Source organism: Candidatus Erwinia haradaeae, assembly GCF_900698925.1.
GTDB lineage: Bacteria > Pseudomonadota > Gammaproteobacteria > Enterobacterales > Enterobacteriaceae > Erwinia_E > Erwinia_E haradaeae_I.
Genome location: NZ_LR217713.1, coordinates 844,319 through 868,586, shown reverse-complemented (window position 1 = coordinate 868,586; position 24,268 = coordinate 844,319). Strand labels below are relative to the sequence as shown.

The window sequence follows — 24,268 nt, the reverse complement described above, 5'->3', positions numbered from 1 at the left end:
TTCTGTTTACATGTAACTAATAAGAAGCATGACATAATATGTTATCTAAATCTAGATAAGATAGAAATACTTTTGTACCATGTCTGTATGTATTCAGGATTTTTTCTGATGAATTTTTTATTAAGTTGGGCGAACTAAGATGGCATGACAAGGGAGATGAGTTATAAAATTATTGTAAGTTGATATTATATTAACATGATAGAGCATCAATTATATTTTTAGGATTATCAACATAAAGCATTATATTGTTAGGTAAAATGTATCTTTTATAGGACTGTTTCCCAGTGGACGTGTTGTGGAAAATCTTTATATTCAGTGTATATTTGATGAAATGGATTAAATATTATGGTTTTGATACATATAAAAAGACTGAAAGATGTTCTGTGTATAAATATTATTTATTGTATTTTTTATAAGATTATCGGGATGTGATAGAAATATTATAGTTTATGTGAATGAGATTATTATGTCTTTAATTGATATGATAAAATATCATGTATACGTGTCATAATGCGTATAGAATGAGAATTTTAGATGCTAATTTTTATAATCTATAAATTACTATTAACTTGGATATATAATTATCATTATCTAGAAGAGAGGTAAATTATTTCTAATTGTAAGCCGGATAAATTATTTTTATCGTACAAATTAAATGATTCTTTTCAAGGTGGTATACTAATAATATTACATATTTATTATAAAGATCATTTTAATACATAATATATCAGATATACCTGAGATTACAAGCAACCATTTTAGAACTTTATTCTTATATCTAATGTCTGATTATTTTATTTTTATAAGAGTTTATACAGTGATCTTAGTTGATTTTAACTTAAATAATGTCAGATTAAATAAGATTCTTATACTTTATTTTGTAGTCAGGTGGTTATAAATATTAATTATTTAGCTATTGTGAATTTTTATATTTTTCCTCTTTGATAAATATCATGTAATAAATTATGGATCTCTGATAAAATCAGTATTTATTATTTATATTATTCAGAGATTTATTGGTTTTTTTTATATATAGCATTAGAGATGATGTGTTTGTATAGGACAGTATCCCTATACGTGTAACGTATGATTTATTGCATAGGTGATTGGAAAGAGTAAGTGATGCATCAACCTTTAACTTTGTTTATTAGCTTACGTTATATGCAAGGTCGTAGATTCGATCGTTTTGGATATTTAGTTGCATGGTTCTCCATTATTGGACTGGCAATTGGTGTCATGGTTTTAATCACGGTGTTATCAGTAATGAATGGTTTAGAACACCAATTAGAAACAAAAACTCTTGGTTTTATGCCTCACGCATTAATTACTAGCGGTTCAGGATCTATTGATCCAAAGACAATTCCTTCTAGCAGTTTCCATTTGAAAGGTGTTAGTCGTATTGAATCATTAACTATAGGTGAAGTTGTGATACAGAGTGCTTATCATGTTAGCGCTGGGATGATTTTAGGTATTAATCCTAATAAACATGATATATTAGAACCCTTTTTTATTAATGCGCGACAGGTAGATCTGAAAGTAGGAAAATATAATATCATTGTAGGATCAAAGTTAGCCAATCAGTTAAGATTACACCAAGGAGAACAGGTGCGCTTATTAGTACCATCTGTTAGTTATTCAACTCCATTTGGTTTTCTTCCGAGTCAGAGGTTATTTAATGTTATTGGTATCTTTTTTTCTGATAGTGATGCAGATTCGTATCAGGTTATAGTTAATCAACAAGACGCTTCATCCTTGATGTCTTATCATATCGGGCATATTACTGGATGGCGCCTTTGGTTAGAAAAGCCATTAGAAGTTGAAAAAATTAGTTCTCAACCTTTATTAGAAGGTCTTGTATGGAAAGACTGGCGTGATCACAAAGGGGCGCTATTTCAAGCAGTAAACATGGAAAAAAATATAATGGGGTTGTTGTTGAGTCTTATTATTTTAGTATCTTCTTTTAATGTTGTCACATTTCTTTTTATTCTTATTTTAGAGAAAAAGAATGAGGTTGCTATTTTGCAAACTCAAGGTGTAAGGCGTAGTCAAATAGCTATGATTTTTATCATACAAGGATTGATAGTTGGTTTCTTTGGTTCCTTGATTGGAGCTTTTCTTGGGATATTTTTAACCACCCAGATTGGTTGTTTGATGGAGGCGTTAGGAGTTTTTATTACAGGTATTGTAAGATTGCCTACAATTATTTCTATATTTCAAGTGGTTGTTGTCACTTTCAGTGCTACCATGATTTCGTTTCTTGCAGCGCTTATTCCATCTATTCGCGCGTCCTCTCTTTCGCCAGTTGAGGCGTTGCGTCATGAGTGAACAGATTTTATTGCAGTGTAATAATCTATGTAAAAGTTATCAAGAAACTAATATAAAAACTGATGTTTTGCGTAATGTTACATTTAGTGTGCAATCTGGTGATATGATTGGGATTGTCGGTAGTTCTGGTTCTGGAAAAAGCACATTGCTTCATATTTTAGGTGGACTGGATTCTCCTACGTCGGGAGAAGTGCGATTTGAGGGTCGTTCGTTAAATACCATGTCCTCTTCAGATAAGGCTGAATTACGTAATCGAAAATTAGGTTTTATTTACCAGTTTCATCACTTGTTATTGGATTTTAGTGCATTAGAAAATGTAGCTATGCCTCTTTTAATTGCGAAAATGGATTATAGGAAGGCACGGGTTTTGGCAGAAAATATGTTAAAGGTTGTGGGTTTAAGTTCTCGTATGACTTATCGCCCATCAGAGCTCTCCGGGGGTGAGAGACAAAGAGTGGCAATCGCGCGTGCTTTAGTTCATGGTCCTCGTCTAGTTTTGGCAGATGAACCGACAGGTAATTTAGATACAGTTAATACGCATGTAATCTTTGAATTATTGACTGAGATGAACACAGAGCATAACATGGCGTTTGTTATTGTGACCCATGATTGGTATTTAGCTCAACGTTTACAACATAAAATAAAGATGAAAGATGGTTACCTAGGCAAGCTGAGCAGTGCATTAGGTCAAGTATTGTGAAACGCTCTTTAGCTTTGTTTTTGGGTTTGCGTTTCAGTCATGCTCGTCGACGAGGTAGCATAGTTTCTTTAATTGGGATGGTATCTATTCTTGGAATGGTTTTGAGTACTTCTGTTTTAATTATTAGCTTTAGTGTAATCAATGGTTTTGAATATGAATTAAATCAGCGTGTTCTCTCTGTGGTCCCGCATGGTGAGATAGAACCAGTGAGTCAAATCTTTTCTACTTGGAGGTCTTTGTTAAATGTTGTGGAAACAGTTCCTGGTATAAAGGCGGCAGCACCTTATATTCATTTTTCCGGGTTAGTGCAAACTGGAAAAAGAGTTTTAGCAGTTCGAATCAAAGGGATAGATGCACAATTAGAAAGTCGAATTAGCTCGATTCCTTTCTATGTACAGGGAGTAAGTTGGCAGAACTTCATATCCGGCCAAAAAAAAATTCTGATAGGAAAGGGGATTGCTCATAGTTTAAATGTTAAAGTAGGGGACTGGATTAGTCTTATAGTGACTACGAAAAACTATGAGAATAATATTTTAAAAAATAAGAAGGTCCTTCTGCAGGTTGTTGGGCTTATTAACCTTAATGGAGTGCATGGTAATAATCTAGTGTATATGCCACTTATTGATGCGCAGAATTTATTAGGGATGGGTGAAAATATTACTGGTATTGCTATTAAGGTTGACAATCCTTTTCATGCTGAAAAGTTAGTTCATCTAGCTGGAGAGGCCACAGGTTTATATGTTGGAGTGCGTAGCTGGATAAATTCTTATGGATACATGTATCATGATATTCAGATGATTCGAGGATTACTTTATCTAGCAATGGTTTTAGTCATGGGTATTGTTTATTTTAATATTATGTCTACATTAGTCATAGCTATCAAGGATAGAGGTGCTGATATTGCTATATTACGTACTTTAGGTGCTAAAGATGAGCTTATTTGTTCTATTTTTCTCTGGTATGGATTGTTGTTAGGTGGTGTAGTGGGAAGCACAATTGGGGTATTGATTGGAATTGTAGTGGTTGTTAATCTTGAATCTATTTTCTTTTGTCTTGAAAAAATCACCGGATATCACATGTTGTCAGATGAAGTTTATTTTATTGATTTCATTCCATCAAAATTGTATTGGTTTGATATAATTATTATATTATTTACGGCTTTAGTTTTAAGTTTAGTAGCTAGCTGGTATCCAGCTAGAAAAGCTATAGGCCTCTGTCCTGCTAGAGTTTTATTTAAGAAGTAGGAAAGATAATCACATAGTATTATGAAAATAATTATAATACGCCCTTTTTCTAAACTAAAGTATATTTTTTTTCTAAACTAAAGGATATAATGTTTATATTATATGTTTAAAATATATATGTGATATTTCTAATTATTTAATATTAAAAAGATTTTAAATAATTGATATTAGCTATATTTTTTGATTTTTTATAGATCTAAAATTTATCTAGCAATATTTTTGATCATTTTATATTCATCTATAGATGAAATTCAGTATTTTTTTAAAAGGATTATAAATGAATATTTGTTTCATGTCGCTTCAGATAAAGTTGAAAATTATTCATAATTCTTTAATTATTTATATATTTATTTGATATGTATAAGATTTATTTATAATTATTAAATTTTTGTTTTTTATATTAACTGATGAGTAGTAAATCCATTTTACTTACTATAGTTTATATATAGACGTCGGATGGATGTGAAAAAATAAAATTATATTTTCAATAGATAGTGATTATATGATTTTATTTACTTTGAGATGCGTAGTATATTTTATATTTTAAGAAAAATATATTTTAGTATAGGGTCAAATATATCTTAGATTAATATTGAAATATATCAAGAATCTTGTTTTTAATGAGCTATAAACATGAGTTTTATTAATTTATATGGGTAGTGAAATTTAATTTCAGTTAAAAATATACCATATTTTACACCAATGATTAAATAGTTGTATCTTGAGATATTAGATTTGGAGAATTCTATGTGGAAAGGGCTTAGATTAACTAATAGAGCAGTGAAACAGATTATCCATTTATCAGAAAGAGACCCTGAGATCAAAGGTGTTCAATTAGACATCAAATCTTCTGGCTGCGCCGGTTGGAGTTATGCCATGAAATTGGTTAAAGATTGCTCAGAAAATGATTTGATTTTTACTCATGATGGTGCAAGCTTATTTGTCCCTATTCGTGCTATGCCTTATATTGATGGTACAGAGGTAGATTACGTACGCATAGGTTTAAATCATATGTTTAAATTTAATAATCCTCAAGCTAACAATTCTTGTGGTTGTGGTGAGAGTTTTGCTATTGAGTAAAGTGTATGTCTAATAATCATAATAGCTCTGACGGTTCTCAACTCTTAAATAGTAGATATTTAAAATATAAGGAAGGCTTTGTTACTCAATTAAAAACTGAACAGTTAAAGAATGGCATTAACGAAGATGTAGTGCGTGCAATTTCCTCTAAGCGCAATGAACCTGGGTGGATGCTAGATTTTCGTCTTCGAGCATATACATCTTGGCTGAAAATGAAAGAGCCTCATTGGTTAAAGGCGGATTATAGTAATTTAAATTATCAAAATTATAGCTATTACTCTGCACCTTCGTGCTCTAGTACCGATAACTCTCATAACTCGACATTAGACATTTCTGTACCTTCTTCTCATGGTATTTCTAACTATTTAACCAAAGAAGTAGAAGAGGCTTTTAAGAAACTAGGCGTTCCCTTGCATGATGAACAAGGAGTAGCAGTTGATGCTATTTTTGATTCAGTATCTGTATCGACCACTTATCGTGATAAACTAGTAAAAAAGGGTATCATCTTTTGTTCTTTCAGTGAAGCGATTCACGCTTATCCTAATTTAGTAAAAAAATATCTAGGTAGTGTGGTCTCTTTTCGTGATAATTTTTTTGCTGCATTGAATGCAGCTGTAGCTTCTGATGGTACTTTTGTTTATATCCCTAAAGGGGTTAGATGTCCTATGGAGTTGTCGACTTATTTCCGTATTAATGCAGCTAAAACTGGTCAGTTTGAGCGTACTTTACTTATTGCTGATGAAGGAAGTTCAGTCAGTTATATTGAAGGCTGTTCTGCTCCAATTCGTGATTCTTATCAATTACATGCTGCCGTGGTTGAAGTAATTGTTCATAAGGACGCAAGCGTGAAGTATTCTACGGTACAAAATTGGTTTTCTGGAAGAGAAGCTACGGGTGGAGTTTTAAATTTTGTAACGAAACGTGCAATATGTTCTGGAAAGAATAGCAAAATGTCTTGGACTCAGTTAGAAACTGGTTCTGCTATTACCTGGAAATATCCAAGTGTAATTTTACGTGGTGAGAGCTCTATTGGTGAGTTTTTTTCAGTAGCACTAACTAGCGGTCATCAACAGGCTGATACTGGTACTAAAATGATCCACATTGGTAAAAATACAAAATCAACTATTATTTCTAAGGGAATTTCAGCAGGTCGCGGTCAAAATACATACCGTGGTTTGGTAAAGATCATGCCAACTGCTTCTAATGCACGTAATTTTACTCAATGTGATTCAATGCTTATTGGTTCTGAGTGTTCTGCGCATACGTTTCCATGCGTTGAGGTTCGTAACCATACTTCGCATCTCGAGCATGAAGCAACAACTTCACGTATTGGTGAGGATCAATTATTTTATTGCTTACAACGAGGGATTAATCAAGATGATGCTATTTCTATGATTGTTAATGGGTTTTGTAAAGATGTTTTTTCAGAGTTACCTTTAGAGTTTGCGGTTGAAGCTAAGAAGTTGTTATCCATTAGCCTGGAAAATAGCGTGGGTTAATTTGATATATATATGACCGTGGTTGACAAGGACATCTTATGTTAAGGATTAAAGATTTATATGTTAGTATTGACGGGAAAGAGATCTTACAAGGTTTAAGTCTTCATGTCAAGCCAGGTGAGGTACATGCTATCATGGGTCCTAATGGATCAGGAAAAAGCACTTTAGCAGCTACCTTATCTGGACGACAAAATTACAAAGTAACTAATGGTAGTGTTGATTTTAAAGGTAAAGACTTGTTAGGTTTAGGTCCTGATTCTCGTGCGGGAGAGGGTATTTTTATAGCTTTTCAATATCCAGTTGAAATATCAGGAGTGAGTAATCAGTTGTTTCTTCAAACTGCAGTCAACTCTGTTCGTAAGTATCGAAATCAGGAAATATTAGATCGTTTTGAGTTTCAAGATTTTATTCAAGACAAAATTAGTCTTTTGCAGATGCCTAAAGATTTATTGACTCGTTTTGTTAATGTTGGTTTTTCTGGGGGTGAGAAAAAACGCAATGATATTTTACAAATGTTTGCTTTAGAGCCTTGTTTATGCATTTTAGATGAAACAGATTCGGGTCTGGATATTGATGCTTTAAAAATTGTATCGAGTGGAGTTAATAGTTTACGCAATGTTGGTCGTTCGTTTATTATCATAACGCATTATAAACGAATGCTAGATTATATTCAGCCGTCTATGATACATGTTTTATCTCAAGGGAAAATTGTAAAATCAGGAGGTTTTTGGTTAGTAAGTCAACTAGAGGAGCAAGGTTATGGTTGGCTTCTGCAGCAGGAAGAATAATATAATCGAACAGTGGTCGAGTTTATTGAATCTTGGTCATGAGCAAATTTCTAAGGAAAGAGATATTCATCGAAAACAGTTGCTTCGTTTGGGTTTACCTGAACCTAAGCAATCAATTTGGAAATATACTCCATTAGATCGATTAATTGATAAGAAATTTGTTTTGCCAACATCATCTCAATTAGGTTGTGATTTTATTAATAAAGAAGCATTTACTATTGATGCAGTACGTTTAGTGTTTATAGATGGCTGGTTTGTACCGGAATTCAGTGATGATCAATATGATGCATTTTCTATTAAAATATCTCAAGAATTTGGCCAAAAGGAGGATTGTTCACCCATTATATCTGATTTTTTTTTACATTTAACTGAAAGTTTAGCGAGACAGGTAATCTTTATTCATTTAGAAAGTGGTATTATAGCCAGACGTCCACTTTACCTATTACATATTTCTAGTGGTAGCGCGAGTAACACTGTTTCTACTTCTCACTATCGTCATCATTTTCAACAGGATGATAGAAGTGAGGCTACAGTGATTGAACATTATATTAGTCTAGATAAGTCATCTCATTTTACTGGTTCTCGATTAACTGTGTCTGTGGGAAACGGTGCTAAGTTCACGCATTATAATTTTTCATTTGAGGGGAAGAAGAGTTATCATATATCTCATAATGACTTAAAGATTGGTTGCGCATCAGAAGTATGCAGTCACAGTTTCCTTTTAGGAGCCGGATTGACTCGCCATCAAACGAGCGCGCAACTTAATGGAGAGCGTTCTAATTTGATAATGAACAGTTTGATGATTCCTGTAGGTCAAGAAGTCTGTGAAAGTCGTACATTTCTAGAACATCACGCCGGTTATTGTCAAAGCTCTCAGATTCATAAAACTATTGTTTGTGACTGTGCTCGAGCAGTTTTTAATGGCATTATGCATGTATTAAAAGGTGCTAATAAAACAAAAGGTTATATAATTAATAGGAATATGTTACTTGGGTCTTTTGCAGAAGTTGATACCCAGCCTCACCTGGAGATTTATCATGATGATGTGCAATGTGGACATGGCGCAACCATTGGTGATATTGACAAAGAGAAAGTATTTTATTTACAGTCACGCGGTATTGATGAAGCTTCTGCGCATCGTATGATTATGTATGCATTTATTTCTGAATTGACTACAATGATTAGTAATGATCTTCTAAAAGAAGCATTAATTCATCGTATTATGAAGCGATTTTCCGGTGGTGTATTATGAGTTTTAATGTAACTTCTATTCGCTCAGAATTTCCATTATTATTACGAAAAGTGAACGGATATCCACTAACTTATCTGGATAATTCAGCAAGTACACAGAAACCATGGGTAGTAATTAATGCAGTAAATCATTTTTATAAACATGGTTATTCTTCTGTCCATCGCGGTATTCATACACTTAGTTCTGATGCTACCTTTGAGATGGAGCGCATTCGAGCTCAGGTTGCTTCTTTTATTAATGCATCTAGTATGGAAGAAATTGTTTTTGTGAAGGGCGCAACGGAAGCTATTAATTTAGTTGCTAATAGTTGGGGCGGAAGTAATCTTCAGTCTGGTGATAATATTATTATTACTGAAATGGAACATCATGCCAATATTGTGCCTTGGCAAATGGTAGCGAATCGTTTGGGAGTAGAAGTTCGTTTTATTCCTCTATGTTTGTCAGGGAATTTAGATTTACCCAGGTTGATGTCATTGATAGATGATCGCACTCGTTTATTAGCAGTTACGCATGTATCTAATGTGTTAGGTACAATGAATCCAGTTAAAGATATAGTTGCACAGGCTAAATCGGCTGGAATTGTTACTTTAATAGATGGAGCGCAGGCGGTAATGCATTATTCGGTAGATGTTCAGGATTTAAATTGTGATTTTTATGTTTTTTCAGGTCATAAAATGTATGCTCCTACTGGTATTGGAGTTCTTTATGGACGCAAGGATATTTTAAACATGATGCCGCCGTGGCAAGGCGGAGGGTCGATGATTTCTACGGTTAGCTTAAAAGATGGTACATCATATTCTGATATTCCTTGGGTTTTTGAAGCCGGTTCCCCAAATATTACTTCTATTATTGGCCTAGGAGCTGCTTTAACTTGGATTAAAGATTTAGGAATGGATCTGATTATGCATCGTGAAACAGAGTTAATGCGTTATGCTTTAGATCAGTTATCATTGGTTCCAGATATTATGATTTATGGGTCTTTGCAATCCTGTGGTATTGTTTCTTTTAATCTCGGTAAACATCATGCATTTGATGTAGGTAGTTTTCTTGATCAGTATGGGATTGCTATACGTACTGGGCATCATTGTGCTATGCCATTAATGCAGTATTATCATGTGTCCTCTATGTGTCGTGCCTCCTTTTGTCTGTATAACAGTGAAGAAGAAGTGGATCGCTTAGTAACTGGTTTGAAACGAATCCATAATTTATTGGTGTAAATAATTAGCATAATAAATGAGAATTCCTAGGATGTTGGGTAGTTAATTTTTAGTGGTATAATAATATTTAAATGATGATTTAATCATATTAAATATAGATAAAAGAGCTTACAGTATATCGTGAGAAAGATTTTATTGATATCCATAAAGAGATGAGGATCAAAAGTTTAGTTTATGATATATATTCTAATTGTAAGGCATCTAATCTCGATGATTTTTGTAGAGATAAGCACTTTTATATATAGCCTCTAAAGCAGTGTTACGCATAACATTTATATTTATAAATAGATAGATTGTTTTAGAAAAATCTCTTTTACTGGATATAGAAGCTATGATTTTTTTCTTTTTGAGAATATAGCAGGATAGATTCTATAGTCATTATAGACTGAATATTTTAAAATTGATTTATAATAATTTTTTTATGTTTAAAAAAATTATGATGTTAATGATCTATATTAGATATCAGTTTATTACTTAGGATTTTTAATAATATGATTAAGGATACAATTATTATAAATAAAAATATTTAAAAATAACAGTTTATTAAGTAACAGTTTATTAAAGTATGGTAAAGTTCGATCTTCTTGATTTACTGTGGAAATCTAGGTTGATTATAATTTAGGTAACGAGTTATACATAATATGTAGAATCTTTATGAACTATATTAGTTTTAAGAAGTGAAAATAGTATTTTTATTGATATCACGTATAGATATGATTGCAATCATGATTCAGGAATAGATATTACTTTTAGTGAGTGTGTAAAAATAGATTAAAAGGTGTCAACATAAATTCTCTAGTTGTGTTATAGAGCATTAGAATCCTTATTCTAGTAAACGCTAGTCATCTAGAAAAGAGTTATAATGATGTAATGATGTAGTGCAGAGTTATTTTGAGTCTTTATGTGCATTTATAATATAAGCATTATCCAAGATATACATAAATAGATTTATATAATGATATCGCTTTAATATCTTATGAATTAAAGAAAGTCTAAGGAAAATAAATATCATCAGTAAGCGGGTGAGAGTGAGGATTTTAATGAGCGCTTTACCAGATCGAGAAAAGTTGATATCTAATTTTAATCGCTGTCTTAATCAGGAAGAAAAATATTTATATATTATTGAATTAGGCGCTAGACTTCCATTATGTCCTGACTCTCTTTACACATTAGAGAACATCATTCCTGGTTGTCAAAGTCAGGTGTGGATAACTGTTAATCTTGATAGAAATGGTTTAGTTATTTTTAAAGGAGATAGCGATGCTGCGTTAGTTAGAGGTTTAATCGCGATTGTTTTTTCATGCTATCAAAATATGGCACCACACATTCTTTTAGAGTTTGATGTATGCGCTTGGTTTTCATCTCTTACTCTTACTATACACTTAACACCGTCTCGCTCACAAGGGTTGTTTTCTATTATTCGTTTTATTCAGAAGAAGTCATTGTTATTAAAAAAATATGGCAGTAATTAAATATGAGTAATAGCAATATAAAATTACAGGTTTTTAATTGTAAGACACGTATATGATCTTTTCAATGATGTTAAGATTAAATATAATTAAAGTGAATCTTAGTGTCTATATTTTATATAGTAATATATATTTGTCATATTTCTAATAAAAATATAGATTTGGGTTTAAAATATTAAATATTTTAATATATAATATATATAGGCATATATATTTTTCTTGGTTTTTTTAGAAGATTGATTTCTGTTATTAACTATTATTTACATAATACATTGAGTAATTAGAATACAAGTCGTTAACTTTCTTTAAGGGGTAAAGGGTTTTAGTGTGCGCGTTGGTTAATTAAGAAAACAGTTTTTTATGCTTTTCAAGTTAATTGATTGAGCTGATTGATGTAGATCAATTGTGAATGTATTTCTATTTGTGAAATAGATTGTGTGTTTTATTATATTAGTTATTTAGAAAAGAAGATATTTATTTGTAGATTGGAAATTGATTACAGATGGCAAGAACTTGTTTTTTTATTCTGAGACTAACAGTGTGGTTAGTAATATCGTCTAGTATGTCGCTCACCCATTCTGCAATTTTTTGTACTTCTTTTTCTCTTAATCCTCTTCGTGTTATTGCGGCAGAGCCAATGCGTATACCAGATGTAATTAAAGGGTTTTTAGGATCATTGGGTATGCTATTTTTATTAACAATAATATTAGCTTGACTTAAGGCAAGCTCTGTTTCTTTTCCGGTTAGGTTTTTATTAATTAGATTTAGAAGGAATAAATGGTTATAAGTTCTACCAGAGATAACTTGGTAACCGCGAGTTAAGAAGATTTTTAGCATTGCCTGGGCGTTTTTAGCTACATTCTCTTGGTATATTTTAAATTCGGGCTCCATTGCTTCTTTAAAAGCAACTGCTTTACCTGCAATTACATGTAATAACGGACCTCCTTGTCCTCCAGGAAATACTGATGCATTTAGTTTTTTATATAATAATTGATTTCCACCTTTTGCTAAAATAATTCCCCCGCGGGGGCCTGCTAGAGTTTTATGCGTAGTAGAAGTAACAACATGAGCATAGGGTAAAGGGTTTGGATAAATATCAGCAGCGATTAGACCAGCAATATGTGCCATGTCAACCAAAAGATATGCGCCTATACCATTAGCGATATAACGCATTTTTTCCCAATCACAGATACCTGAGTAAGCTGAGAATCCGCCGATAATCATCTTAGGTCTATATTTTTTAGCAAGATCAGACATTTCATTGTAATTAATATCACCATTATTATCTATACCGTATGAAATTGCATTATAAAGCTTACCCGATAAGCTTACAGAAGCTCCATGACTTAGATGACCTCCATGTGCTAATTTCATACCAAGTATAGTGTCACCGTTTTGAAGAAGTGCCGTATAAACAGCAAAGTTTGCTTGAGATCCTGAGTGAGGCTGTACATTAACATAATCAGCTTTAAATAACTCTTTAGCTCGATCAATGGCTAGTTGTTCAATCATATCAATATATTGGCATCCACCGTAGTAGCGTTGACCTGGATAGCCTTCTGCATATTTATTTGTGAGGCAAGAGCCTTGCGCTTCCATAACTCGGGGGCTGGTATAGTTTTCTGAAGCAATAAGATTGACATTGGTTTCTTGACGCTCTTTTTCTTTTTCTATAGACCGCCATAACTCTGTATCATAATCAGAAATATTCATATTTCTTTTTAACATTTGAATTTCCTAATAGTATATAGGTTAATAAGGTTATATCATTACTTTTCACCACAACATATCACTAATTTTTTTCGTATGGATTTATTTGATTTTAAGAATTGGTTTATAGATTAAGTTATGAAATAGATTCTGTAATATTAGTTTACTGGTAAATCATAAGAGAATCGTGTATTGCTAATAGATAAATAACAATAGTTTAGAGCTCCAGCTTTTAAGAGGTATTAATTTTTTTATTTTTACTTTCTGATCTTGACTTGGTATTTGTAGTTTACAACTCGATGCTAAATCAGAAATTATTAAAGATTCATTATAGGGTTTTTTATAATAAAAATTATGCTTAATAAGAATTCGATGAATTCATAGGTAAGTAGTAGACAATCATTTCAGTATATTGAAGTTTGATGGTCTTAATAATATTAAGACATAATAATAATTTCTATAATGAATAATTTTTTCATAAAAATTAGATTAAATAATGTAGTCTAGTATTTGGTTCTATAGTAACATCAAGTGCAATAATGTTTATAAGTATTTACTTAAAAGTTTATTCAATTTATATTTCAGTATGAAATATTAGAGAAGTATTTAATATATAATATTAAAGTTTTATTTAATTTATATTAAATTATATTAAATATATGAATTTTTTTATAGAGTCATTCAACACAGTAGTATTATAGATTCATTATATGCTTTTGTATAGAGTATTAATTTAATTCTAGATAGGTATATTTGTTAAACCCATTCGTAGAAGTATGATTAAATGTCGTGATATTAATAAGGCTTCATAGATTTTTTTTAGCCATTTGCATAATGTTTATTGTGTGTGAATAGTAACATTTTAATCATATTGAGATATCATAATGGATCTGTAAAATTATTTGTTATCTCAGTAATTTATTAGGTACTTATTCTGAATTGTTGTATATTAGATATGGTATATACATTTTTAGTTTTTAGTATAATTGCGTTAGATTAGGTCTTAGTAGGTATAAAGTTCCTCTAGTCCTTACAGCTATTCCTCATAATCTTTTGTGACATTGTGGAGTATTTACGTTTTAAGGGGTCGTGAGTAGATTTTAAGATTAATTATATAGTTTTGTTGATACATTGGATAAATAGATTGTCTTTAATTTTAATATAAAGACAAGTATAGCAATCAAATATTTGATAAGAAAGTTAGATTTAATAGAGATTAGATCGGAGAGAATATTACGCTATTTTAGTAAAGAATTAAGGTGAGTTGAATAGTGTCTTTTGATTATGTTATAAAAAATAGGTGTTTCACTTTTGATAATTATAGGAATAACGGTTCTTACATCATATGGATGAGATGACAATAGTATCATTTAGAATTTGATATGATTACAGAATATTCATAGTTTTCATTGATGAAGTTTAATTTTTTTGTTCTCTTATATGAGATAATTGTTTTTGATCAAAAATACTTAGGCCTGCTAGAGATATTTTCATATGTTATAGATAATAATAGATTATATGAGTTTGTGTGAATTCATCAATTATGATCTAAATTAATAATATTGATATACTTAAAAGTAGACGATATTTTTGTATTTCGTTTTTTTTAATTAGTTAGAGCAATATGTTAACTCAAACTAGTCAGTTTCTCATAGTGCTATAAAAAGAGAACCACCTATGCATCATAGTGATACGATTGTGGCACAGGCCACTGCGGCTGGATATGGAAGTGTTGGGATTTTACGTGTTTCTGGTCATAAATCAGATGAGGTTGCACGGCAGGTACTTGGAACTCTACCGAGACCAAGATATGCAGAATATCTTCCATTTTTTGATCTCAATGGTAGAATATTAGATCAAGGTATTGCACTATGGTTTCCTGCCCCATATTCTTTTACAGGTGAAAATGTTTTAGAGCTTCAAGGGCATGGTGGTCCAGTTATTTTAGATCTTCTTTTAAAGCGCATCTTGTTGTTACCTGGTTTGCGTATTGCTAAGCCTGGTGAGTTCTCAGAACGTGCTTTCTTGAATGATAAATTGGATCTTACACAGGCTGAAGCCATTTCTGATTTAATTCATGCTAGTACAGAACAGGCAGCACGTTCAGCAGTATGCTCGTTACAAGGTGGTTTTGCGACGCGCATTAAAGATCTAGTTGAAAGTCTAACTCGTCTGAGAATGCACGTAGAAACTATTCTTAATTTTCCAGAAGAAGAGATCGATGTTTTTTCTGAGAGGATCAAAACAGAGTTTAATCAAATAGTTTTGCATCTAGATTTAGTCCGTAAAGAAGCGCATTTAGGTAATGTTCTTCGTGAAGGGTACAGGGTGGTGATTGCTGGTCGGCCTAATGTAGGAAAATCTACTCTTTTCAATCTACTTACTGGGCATTCATCTGCTATTGTCACTAATATTGCAGGTACTACGCGGGATGTATTGCGTGAGCATATTAATTTAAATGGTATACCATGTTGTGTGCTTGATACTGCTGGATTGCACGAGGCTAGTAATGAAATAGAGCAGATTGGTATTGAACGAGCTTGGCAAGAGATTAACAAAGCTGACCATGTTTTATTTGTTTGTGACGCTACTTGTACTACTCATATCAATCCAGATAAGATTTGGCCAGATTTTACCGATCTCTTAAAGAGAGCTCCTTCTTTTACTGTGGTCCGGAACAAGGTAGATTTAACAAATGAAAAAATAGGCATTGTAGAAAAGAAGGGATATTCAGTTCTCTCTCTTTCGGCATTGAATAGAGAGGGTATTTCTGATCTTTATGCTCATTTAAAAGTTAAAATAGGTGTTGTTGGTTCTATGGAGGGTTCTTTTCTTGCTAGACGTCGTCATTTAGAGGCTTTAGAGTTAGCTGATACGTATATTAAGAATGCCTATCATCACCTCTTCTTAGAGGAAGAGCAAGATGTATTAGCGGAAGATTTGCGTTTAGCTCAAGAGGCATTGAATGAGATTACGGGTGTATTTAGTTCTAATGATTTATTAAATCGTATATTTTCTAGTTTCTGTATTGGTAAATAAGTAATAGTAAGTTAGTAATGGGTAATATAATGTATGATGATTATGTCAATATACTGATTGATGTTATAGACATTGAATAAGAGGATATTTTTAATACTTAAAAATATTTATAAGGTATTTAACAATGCTTTATTCTTGATTTGATTTTTAGATTGGATTGATTAATAGGTCAATCTCTTTAAGTTGATTTAGCTTAGTTAGGTAAAGAGCTATTAGATGGTAGACGGTAATGTTTTTTTATTTTTATTGTGGGATTTATACATAAAATTGGATAAATTTCTGGTATTTTTTATCATTGACGATGGATCAATAGAAATTCAGATAATATTAAAATTTTTCTTTTAGTGTTGTGAGTAATCATATTTTAATTATTTTTTGATCAATGACAGATTATATAAAATTACATAAGTTTTTTAGAGAGAAAATATAGATAATCTATAATTAGTTTTGGAATGATGGTTTCAATTGGTTGAAGATTTTTTCTGTACAGAACCTTCTTCTTTGGTCAGAATGGTTCATTTTAATTCGATAGAGAATTTACAATATTTTATATTCCTTTCAGTGTGATAATATCTTGAATGGATAGGTATTAGGAGGTGTAAGCATGAATAAGATTCCCATGACATTAAGAGGTGTACGTAAGCTTCGTCAAGAATTAGAAGAATTAAAACATGTAAAAAGACCTGCTATGATTGCTGCAATTTCTGCTGCTCGTGAGCACGGGGATTTAAAAGAAAACGCAGAATATCATGCTGCTCGTGAAGAACAGGGTTTCTGTGAAGGTCGGATTAAAGAATTAGAAGCCAAGCTCTCACATTCTCATGTTATTGATGTTAGAAAAATGGCTTCTAATGCTAATGGACGTGTAATTTTTGGGTCTACTGTCACAGTTTTAAATATTAAAACGAATCAAGAATTTACATATCGGATTGTAGGTGATGATGAAGCAGATTTCAAAAAACAATTAATTTCGGTTAATTCACCAATGGCGCGTGGTTTAGTTAGTAAGATGATTGATGATATCACTGTTATTAAAGCCCCTGGGGGTGATATTGAATACCAGATTGTACGAGTAGAATATCTTTAGTTTTTTAAATTAAATGATATTAATTATACCTTTATGATATATGATATAAGTTATGATATTTAATAAATACTTTCTAAGTATAGAAAATTATTCTTTCATTCTTTTCTTATTTTTTATTTGTTAAGAAATGTTTATTATATCCATCAGTTGATTTTGATTAAAATATAATTTTTCTTATTTTGGTAAAAGGAATCCAGTTGTATAAATAAATGATTAGTGTGTTATCTTGAGAGCATATTTAGAATATGAGCATCGATGTCAGAGGTTAGATACTATACAAATTGGTATATCTCGCAGGTCTCGAGAAGATTGTTTCTTAAATAGCCTTCATAATCTGTACGATGTCTATCAATATTATTATTATATGTCTATCAATATTATTATTATATTGTTTAAGTATTACAGTTTTCATAGTAAAAAATATGCATTAATGAGAAGTTATTTTATTTTTTAGAGTTGCTTTGTAAGAATAGTTGGATGCTTTGTTTGTATTTGTGTGATTGTGTGAAGTATTGATTTATGGTAAAAATATATTATTTTCGATGTGCGTGATAAGGTTATATCATTGATAAATTATTTTGATATGTTAGAAGGACGTCAGATTGATTTGAATCATGGTGTTGCATGGATTGCTTGCATATTGTTTATAGTTAAATCCTAAAACGGTTAAAGACCTAATGTATAGTGTATTTTATATTTTATATAAGATAAGTCATCACTCTATCTCTATCTAGTTTTTATTAAGTCTAAAACAGATATGGAAGTAATATGGGAACTAATAAGCGCTCGGTAAGTTCTAATTGGTGGCTTCAGCGACATTTAAGTGACCAATATGTACTTAAAGCAAAAAAACAAGGTTTACGATCACGTTCTTGGTTTAAGTTGGATTCTATTCAAAAAAGCGATAAATTATTTAGTTATGGAATCACGGTGATTGATTTAGGGTCCTCTCCAGGAGGATGGTCGCAGTATGCATCAAGACAAATTGGTTCTACTGGTCGTGTAATTGCTTGTGATCTTGCTGTGATGAAACCACTTATTGGAGTTGATTTTTTACAAGGAGATATTCGAGATCCATTACTGATGGAGGCTATTTTGGAACGCATAGGTTGCACTTCAGTTCAGGTGGTTATGTCTGATATGGCTCCTAACTTGACTGGTAATTCTGTTATTGATCTTTCACAATTATTTTACTTATGTAACATTGCATTAGAAGTTTGTTGTAAAGTTTTATCATTTAACGGGAGATTTGTAGTAAAAGTATTTCATGGTGAGGGTTTTGAAGAATATTTACGAGATATTCGCTCTTTATTTTCTAGTGTTAAAATTCGTAAACCAAATTCTTCACGTTCTTGTTCGCGTGAGGTTTATATTGTTGCTACAGGACCTATACCTACGAAGTGTAGAAGAGAGAGATCTTATACTATATTAAATTAAAGGAATGAGTGGTTTTTAGAACGATACTTAATTATTTATAGTGTGTATAACATGAGGTTAATTACTTGAGTGATATGGCAAAAAACTTAATTCTTTGGTTAGTTATTGCAGTTATGCTAATGTCGATATTTCAGAGTTTTGGACCTAATGAGTCAAATGGCCATCAGGTTGATTATACTACCTTTTTGTCAGAAGTTAATCAGGATCAAGTGCGGGAAGCTCGTATTAATGGTAGGAAAATTGATGTGCTCACCAGCAATAGTCGGAGATACGTTACTTATCTCCCCATGAATGACCCCAAGTTATTGGATAATTTATTAACTAAAAATGTTAAAGTTCTCGGAGATCCGCCTGAAGAGCCTAGTCTGTTAACATCGATTTTTATTTCATGGTTTCCGATGTTTTTGCTTATTGGTGTTTGGATTTTCTTTATGCGTCAAATACAGGTTGGTGGTGGAAAGGGGGCGATGTCGTTCGGAAAAAGCAAGGCCCGAATGTTAATTGATGACCAAATTAAAACTACTTTTTCTGATATTGCTGGTTGTGATGAGGCTAAAGAAGAGGTCAGCGAATTAGTTGATTATCTGCGTGAGCCTGGTCGATTTCAAAAATTAGGTGGTAAGATTCCAAAAGGTTTACTGATGGTTGGTCCACCAGGTACTGGTAAGACCCTTCTTGCAAAAGCAATTGCTGGTGAAGCTAAGGTCCCATTTTTTACTATTTCTGGTTCTGATTTTGTAGAAATGTTTGTTGGCGTTGGCGCATCTCGTGTGCGAGATATGTTTGATCAGGCAAAGAAAGCTTCGCCATGTATTATTTTTATTGATGAAATTGATGCTGTAGGTCGTCAGAGAGGAGCTGGCTTAGGTGGAGGGCATGATGAGCGTGAGCAAACACTAAATCAAATGCTAGTCGAAATGGATGGCTTTGAAGGTAATGAAGGTATTATTGTAATTGCAGCAACTAATCGCCCTGATGTATTAGATCCGGCATTATTACGTCCTGGTCGTTTTGATCGACAAGTTGTAGTTGGTTTACCAGATGTAAGGGGTCGTGAGCAAATTTTAAAAGTACATATACGATGCGTACCTTTATCAACTGATGTTGAAACAGGTATTATTGCTCGTAGTACTCCTGGTTTTTCTGGTGCAGACCTTGCCAATTTAGTTAATGAAGCCGCTCTTTTTGCAGCTCGTGACAATAAGAAGACTGTATCTATGCTTGAATTTGAAAAAGCTAAAGATAAAATCATGATGGGTGCAGAACGTCGCTCTATGGTTATGACTGAGGCACAGAAAGCTTCTACTGCCTATCATGAAGCTGGTCATGCAATTATCGGTCGATTGGTTCCTGAACATGATCCAGTACATAAGGTTACTATCATTCCTAGAGGTCGGGCGTTAGGTGTAACTTTCTTTCTTCCTGAAGGTGATTCAATTAATGCCAGTCGACAAAAGCTTGAAAGTCAGATTTCTACTTTATACGGTGGTCGTTTAGCGGAAGAGATTATTTATGGTATTAAAAATGTTTCTACGGGTGCATCTAATGATATTAAAGTAGCAACATCCATTGCCCGAAACATGGTTACTCAATGGGGGTTTTCAGAAAAACTTGGTCCTCTTTTGTACGCAGAGGAAGAGGGTGAGGTATTTCTTGGGCGCTCAGTAGCAAAACCTAAGCACATGTCTGATGAAACTTCGCGTATTATTGATCAAGAAGTTAAGTCTTTAATTGAAACAAATTATAGACGTGCTCGTGCACTTCTTTATGAGAATATTGATATTTTGCATGCTATGAAAGAAGCTTTAATGAAGTATGAAACTATTGATGCTTCTCAGATTGAGGATTTAATGGCACGCCGTGCGGTTCATCCTCCAGAAGGATGGGTGGATCTTGATCAAGCTAATGGATCTGATATAAATAGAGCACAAGAGACCCCTCCTATAGATAATGTTTCTAATGCATCTAGTATGAATAATACGATGTTTGAGAGAACTAAAAGTAAGTAAATACAATAGTTCTTTTGTAGGAATGATTGTTATGAATGATTGCTAGTCCCAAGAGTGATATGGCTCAAAACTGGGGATAATGTATTATGAAGTTATGGGCAAGGGATGTGATGCTAGATTTAACTCATTTTCATGTGATGGGAATTTTGAATATGACTCCTGATTCTTTTTTTGATGGAGGTAAGAATCACCTATTACCTGAGGCGCTTACCTATGTTCAGAGGATGATTGATTCTGGCGCTACTATAATTGATGTTGGTGGTGAATCTACTCGTCCTTATGCTTTGAAGGTTAGTGCAGAAGAAGAACTAGAGCGTGTAGTCCCTATAATTGAAGCTATTGCTCAACGTTTTTCAGTTTGGATCTCTATTGATACATCAAAGCCTGAAGTAATGAATGAGGCAGCTCATTCTGGTGCGCATATGATTAATGATATTCGTTCTTTAAGGTCTCCAGGTGCTCTTGCTATGGTAGAAAGATTAGGTTTGCCTGTTTGCTTAGTTCACATGCAGGGCGAGCCTGATAATATGCAGGATAATCCGTGTTATTATGATGTTTTAAATGATGTAGAAGCATTTTTCATAGAGAATATTTCTCGTTGTGAAGCGGTTGGGATTAAAAAGGTTCAGTTAATATTAGACCCTGGTTTTGGTTTTGGTAAAAGCATTATTCACAATTATCAATTATTAGGTCAACTGGAACGATTGCATCATTTTGGTTTACCATTATTAGTAGGTATGTCGCGTAAGAGTATGATTTCTGATCTTTTAAGCGTGGGTTCCTTAAATAGTTTAAATGGAAGTTTAGCTTGCGCAGTTATTGCTGCGCTTCAGGGTGTTCATATTTTTCGTGTTCATGATGTAAAAGAAACTGTAGAGGTATTGCGAATTGTTAAAATGATGCGGGCTGTTAATGGCAGGGATATATAAATAGCATGCGCATACGGAAATATTTTGGTACGGATGGCATTCGTGGTAGAGTGGGTAAGTTACCTATTACTCCAGATTTTATCTTAAAGCTAGGTTGGTCTGTAGGAAAGGTTCTGTTGCGCTATGATTCTAGGGAAATTATAATTGGAAAAGATACGAGAATTTCTGGCTACATGCTGGAATCTTCGTTAGGAGCTGGATTATCAGCGGCTGGATTATCGACGGCTCTAACTGGTCCAATTCCGACCCCAGCTATAGCCTATTTAACTCGTACTTTTCGAGCTTCTGCTGGAATTGTTATTTCTGCATCACATAATTTGTTTGATGATAATGGTATTAAGTTTTTTTCGAATGAGGGTAGAAAGCTTTCTGATGAAGTAGAATTAGCAATTGAAAATGAAATAGAACAATCATTTACTTGTGTAGATTCCGCCATTTTAGGTCAGACTACGTGCATTAGTGATGCTACCCGTAGGTATATTGAATTCTGTAAAGGTACGTTTCCTAGTTATTTAACACTAAAGACCTTGAAGATTGTTGTTGATTGTGCTAATGGCGCAACTTATCGTATTGCACCGAATGTTTTACGAGACCTTGGTGCTAAAGTTATTGCAATTGGTGTACAGCCTGATGGAATAAATATTAATAAAAATTGTGGTTCTACTGATTTGCGTTTACTGCAGTCGCGTGTGATTGAAGAAAAGGCTGATGTTGGGTTAGCTTACGATGGGGATGGTGATCGAATTATTATGGTTGATCATCTTGGCCATAAGGTTGATGGTGATCAAATTTTATATTTAATTGCCCGTGAGGAATTGTATCGAAAAGAGTTAAAAGGTGGTGTAGTTGGTACGATTATGAGTAACATGGGTTTAGAGATTGCTCTTAGAGAGTTAGGTATTCCATTTGCTCGATCTAGTGTTGGAGATCGCTATGTATTGGAGATGTTAAGAGAAAAAGGATGGCGCTTAGGAGCAGAAAATTCTGGTCATGTAATTTTATTAGATAAAACTACTACAGGTGACGGCATTATTGCTGGCTTACAGGTGTTAGCTGTGATGTTAAATAATAATACGACTTTATATGATTTGTGTAGTGATATTAAGCTTTTTCCTCAAAGAGTGATTAATGTATCTTGTAGTAGAAATGGGAATCCGTTAGAATCGATACAAGTACAAGAGGTACAATCTAAAGCAGAATTAGAGTTGAAAGGTTGTGGGCGCGTTCTTTTGCGTAAGTCTGGTACCGAACCATTAATTCGCATTATGGTAGAAGGAGATAATATGAAGCAAGTTACTTTTTTGGCGCAACATATCGCACATGTGATCAAAACTATAGTATAGTTGTGGACTTTTTAAAAATTTATTTTTTGTTATAATTATTTTATTTCAGGTTTACGTTTATGTGTTTAGTCTACTTTTAGTGGAACAGCAGATAGTTAGAACTTTGTTATATTTTTTATAAACTTAAGTGATATTTTAATTTTTTCTATTTGTAAAGCAATAAAATAAATGAAATATAATTTCATTATATATTGTTTGTTAATAGATGCATTATTTATAAGTATCTTTTGTGGGAATTAGTTTAATTGAGTTAAAGAATATTGATATTTTGCGATTTTTAATATAATTTTCTTGACTATTAAACCTAGAAGAGTATATTATTTATTTTAAACAAAATGCCGTTCTATGAAAATAGATTTTAAGTCTTGTTATGTGAATAGGGATACGAGCACATAGTTATTATACTATGTTAGAAATTTTTTTATTTATTACATGAAAGGATCATTGAATATTATATTCTGTTTAGATATAGAATAGATTTTACTTTTATTTCTGATGAAAATAGCATATTTTTATTTTTTTTCAAATAAAAAGATCTATGTATTGATAATATTTTATGTTATAGTATAATTCTCAGTGAATGAGATACGAGAAGAATGTTAAAAAGTAAAATTAGAAGTTATTCTTATAAAGAAGAAACTATTCTAAACATAATATGTTTTTAGGAAAAGGGTTTATTAATTTTTATTGTCAAGATATTTTGGTGAGATTTTGATATTTATAGGCAGTGGAAAAAGGGATGTTAAGTATTTATTCAGCTCTTGTTTCTATATTTATAGTAATAGCAATTACATTAATTACCTTAATTTTATTACAAAAGGGGTCAGATATAGCTATAGGCAATTCTTTAAGAGCAGGGGCTTCTAGTACTTTTTTTGGATCTAGCGGATCAGGTAGCTTTTTGACTCGTCGCATAACCCCTTTTTTAGCGATTTTATTTTTTTTTATTAGCTTGATAATAGGTAATATGAACAATCATTCAGAAAAAAATGATGATAAATTGGATAAAATTGTTCATTTAGAAAATGCTCAAAACTCTGAGCATAGTTTATCTCCTTCTCTTACAAACAAGAGAGAACTTCCTTGAACATTAAGGAAGAAGGTTTCTCTAAAATTAAGAGAATAGAAATTATATTGATT

17 protein-coding genes are annotated in these 24,268 nt (G+C 32.4%); 16 read left to right on the top strand and 1 reads right to left on the bottom strand.

From position 1 onward, the window contains the following. Nucleotides 1-1,122: 1,122 nt before the first annotated feature. The 9 genes from lolC to sufE all read left to right on the top strand — a co-directional run bounded on the left by lolC (nucleotide 1,123) and on the right by sufE (nucleotide 11,577). Nucleotides 1,123-2,325, top strand: coding sequence for a lipoprotein-releasing ABC transporter permease subunit LolC (gene lolC, locus HACICURV3402_RS02625; protein ID WP_157992773.1), 1,203 nt, complete (start codon nucleotides 1,123-1,125; stop codon nucleotides 2,323-2,325). Continuing rightward, the gene (gene lolD, locus HACICURV3402_RS02620) at nucleotides 2,318-3,025 is read left to right on the top strand and encodes a lipoprotein-releasing ABC transporter ATP-binding protein LolD (protein ID WP_157992772.1); all 708 of its coding nucleotides are present in this window, start codon (nucleotides 2,318-2,320) and stop codon (nucleotides 3,023-3,025) included. The genes lolC and lolD overlap by 8 nt, the downstream gene beginning before the upstream one ends. Next, nucleotides 3,022-4,269, top strand: a complete 1,248-nt coding sequence (gene lolE / locus HACICURV3402_RS02615; protein ID WP_157992771.1) for a lipoprotein-releasing ABC transporter permease subunit LolE — start codon at nucleotides 3,022-3,024, stop codon at nucleotides 4,267-4,269. The genes lolD and lolE overlap by 4 nt, the downstream gene beginning before the upstream one ends. Nucleotides 4,270-4,983: 714 nt before the next feature. Further along, on the top strand, nucleotides 4,984-5,349 hold the full coding sequence (sufA, locus tag HACICURV3402_RS02610; protein ID WP_269472380.1) for a Fe-S cluster assembly scaffold SufA: 366 nt from the start codon (nucleotides 4,984-4,986) through the stop codon (nucleotides 5,347-5,349). Between the two features lie 5 nt (nucleotides 5,350-5,354). Then, nucleotides 5,355-6,848 (top strand): Fe-S cluster assembly protein SufB, encoded by a 1,494-nt coding sequence (sufB, locus tag HACICURV3402_RS02605; protein ID WP_157992769.1) that lies wholly within the window; start codon nucleotides 5,355-5,357, stop codon nucleotides 6,846-6,848. Nucleotides 6,849-6,886: 38 nt separating this feature from the next. Further along, nucleotides 6,887-7,636, top strand: a complete 750-nt coding sequence (gene sufC / locus HACICURV3402_RS02600) for a Fe-S cluster assembly ATPase SufC (RefSeq protein ID WP_157992768.1) — start codon at nucleotides 6,887-6,889, stop codon at nucleotides 7,634-7,636. Further along, on the top strand, nucleotides 7,608-8,888 hold the full coding sequence (gene sufD, locus HACICURV3402_RS02595) for a Fe-S cluster assembly protein SufD (RefSeq protein WP_157992767.1): 1,281 nt from the start codon (nucleotides 7,608-7,610) through the stop codon (nucleotides 8,886-8,888). Before sufC ends, sufD begins: the two co-directional genes overlap by 29 nt. Continuing rightward, nucleotides 8,885-10,105 (top strand): cysteine desulfurase SufS, encoded by a 1,221-nt coding sequence (gene sufS / locus HACICURV3402_RS02590; RefSeq protein WP_157992766.1) that lies wholly within the window; start codon nucleotides 8,885-8,887, stop codon nucleotides 10,103-10,105. Before sufD ends, sufS begins: the two co-directional genes overlap by 4 nt. Before the next feature lie 1,040 nt (nucleotides 10,106-11,145). Next, nucleotides 11,146-11,577 (top strand): cysteine desulfuration protein SufE, encoded by a 432-nt coding sequence (sufE, locus tag HACICURV3402_RS02585; protein ID WP_157992765.1) that lies wholly within the window; start codon nucleotides 11,146-11,148, stop codon nucleotides 11,575-11,577. 471 nt (nucleotides 11,578-12,048) lie between these two features. Here the strand turns inward: sufE and glyA are convergent, their stop codons facing one another. Beyond that, a complete protein-coding gene (gene glyA / locus HACICURV3402_RS02580) occupies nucleotides 12,049-13,302 on the bottom strand; it encodes a serine hydroxymethyltransferase (protein WP_157992764.1) in 1,254 nt (417 codons plus the stop codon). A 1,659-nt stretch (nucleotides 13,303-14,961) separates the two neighbouring features. Between glyA and mnmE the strand changes: the two genes are divergently transcribed. From mnmE to secG, 7 genes are all read left to right on the top strand, one after another. After that, on the top strand, nucleotides 14,962-16,323 hold the full coding sequence (mnmE, locus tag HACICURV3402_RS02575) for a tRNA uridine-5-carboxymethylaminomethyl(34) synthesis GTPase MnmE (protein ID WP_157992763.1): 1,362 nt from the start codon (nucleotides 14,962-14,964) through the stop codon (nucleotides 16,321-16,323). A 604-nt stretch (nucleotides 16,324-16,927) separates the two neighbouring features. Next, nucleotides 16,928-17,410, top strand: a complete 483-nt coding sequence (greA, locus tag HACICURV3402_RS02570; RefSeq protein ID WP_157992762.1) for a transcription elongation factor GreA — start codon at nucleotides 16,928-16,930, stop codon at nucleotides 17,408-17,410. A 768-nt stretch (nucleotides 17,411-18,178) separates the two neighbouring features. Next, nucleotides 18,179-18,847 (top strand): 23S rRNA (uridine(2552)-2'-O)-methyltransferase RlmE, encoded by a 669-nt coding sequence (gene rlmE / locus HACICURV3402_RS02565; protein ID WP_157992761.1) that lies wholly within the window; start codon nucleotides 18,179-18,181, stop codon nucleotides 18,845-18,847. A gap of 74 nt (nucleotides 18,848-18,921) precedes the next feature. Further along, a complete protein-coding gene (gene ftsH / locus HACICURV3402_RS02560; protein WP_157992924.1) occupies nucleotides 18,922-20,856 on the top strand; it encodes an ATP-dependent zinc metalloprotease FtsH in 1,935 nt (644 codons plus the stop codon). An 86-nt stretch (nucleotides 20,857-20,942) separates the two neighbouring features. Then, entirely contained in the window at nucleotides 20,943-21,785 is an 843-nt protein-coding gene (gene folP, locus HACICURV3402_RS02555; RefSeq protein ID WP_157992760.1) for a dihydropteroate synthase, read from the top strand. Nucleotides 21,786-21,790: 5 nt separating this feature from the next. Next, nucleotides 21,791-23,128: a phosphoglucosamine mutase gene (gene glmM, locus HACICURV3402_RS02550; protein ID WP_157992759.1), complete on the top strand. Its 1,338-nt coding sequence runs from the start codon at nucleotides 21,791-21,793 to the stop codon at nucleotides 23,126-23,128. Between the two features lie 739 nt (nucleotides 23,129-23,867). Beyond that, entirely contained in the window at nucleotides 23,868-24,215 is a 348-nt protein-coding gene (secG, locus tag HACICURV3402_RS02545) for a preprotein translocase subunit SecG (protein ID WP_157992758.1), read from the top strand. The last annotated feature ends 53 nt before the right edge of the window (nucleotides 24,216-24,268 follow it).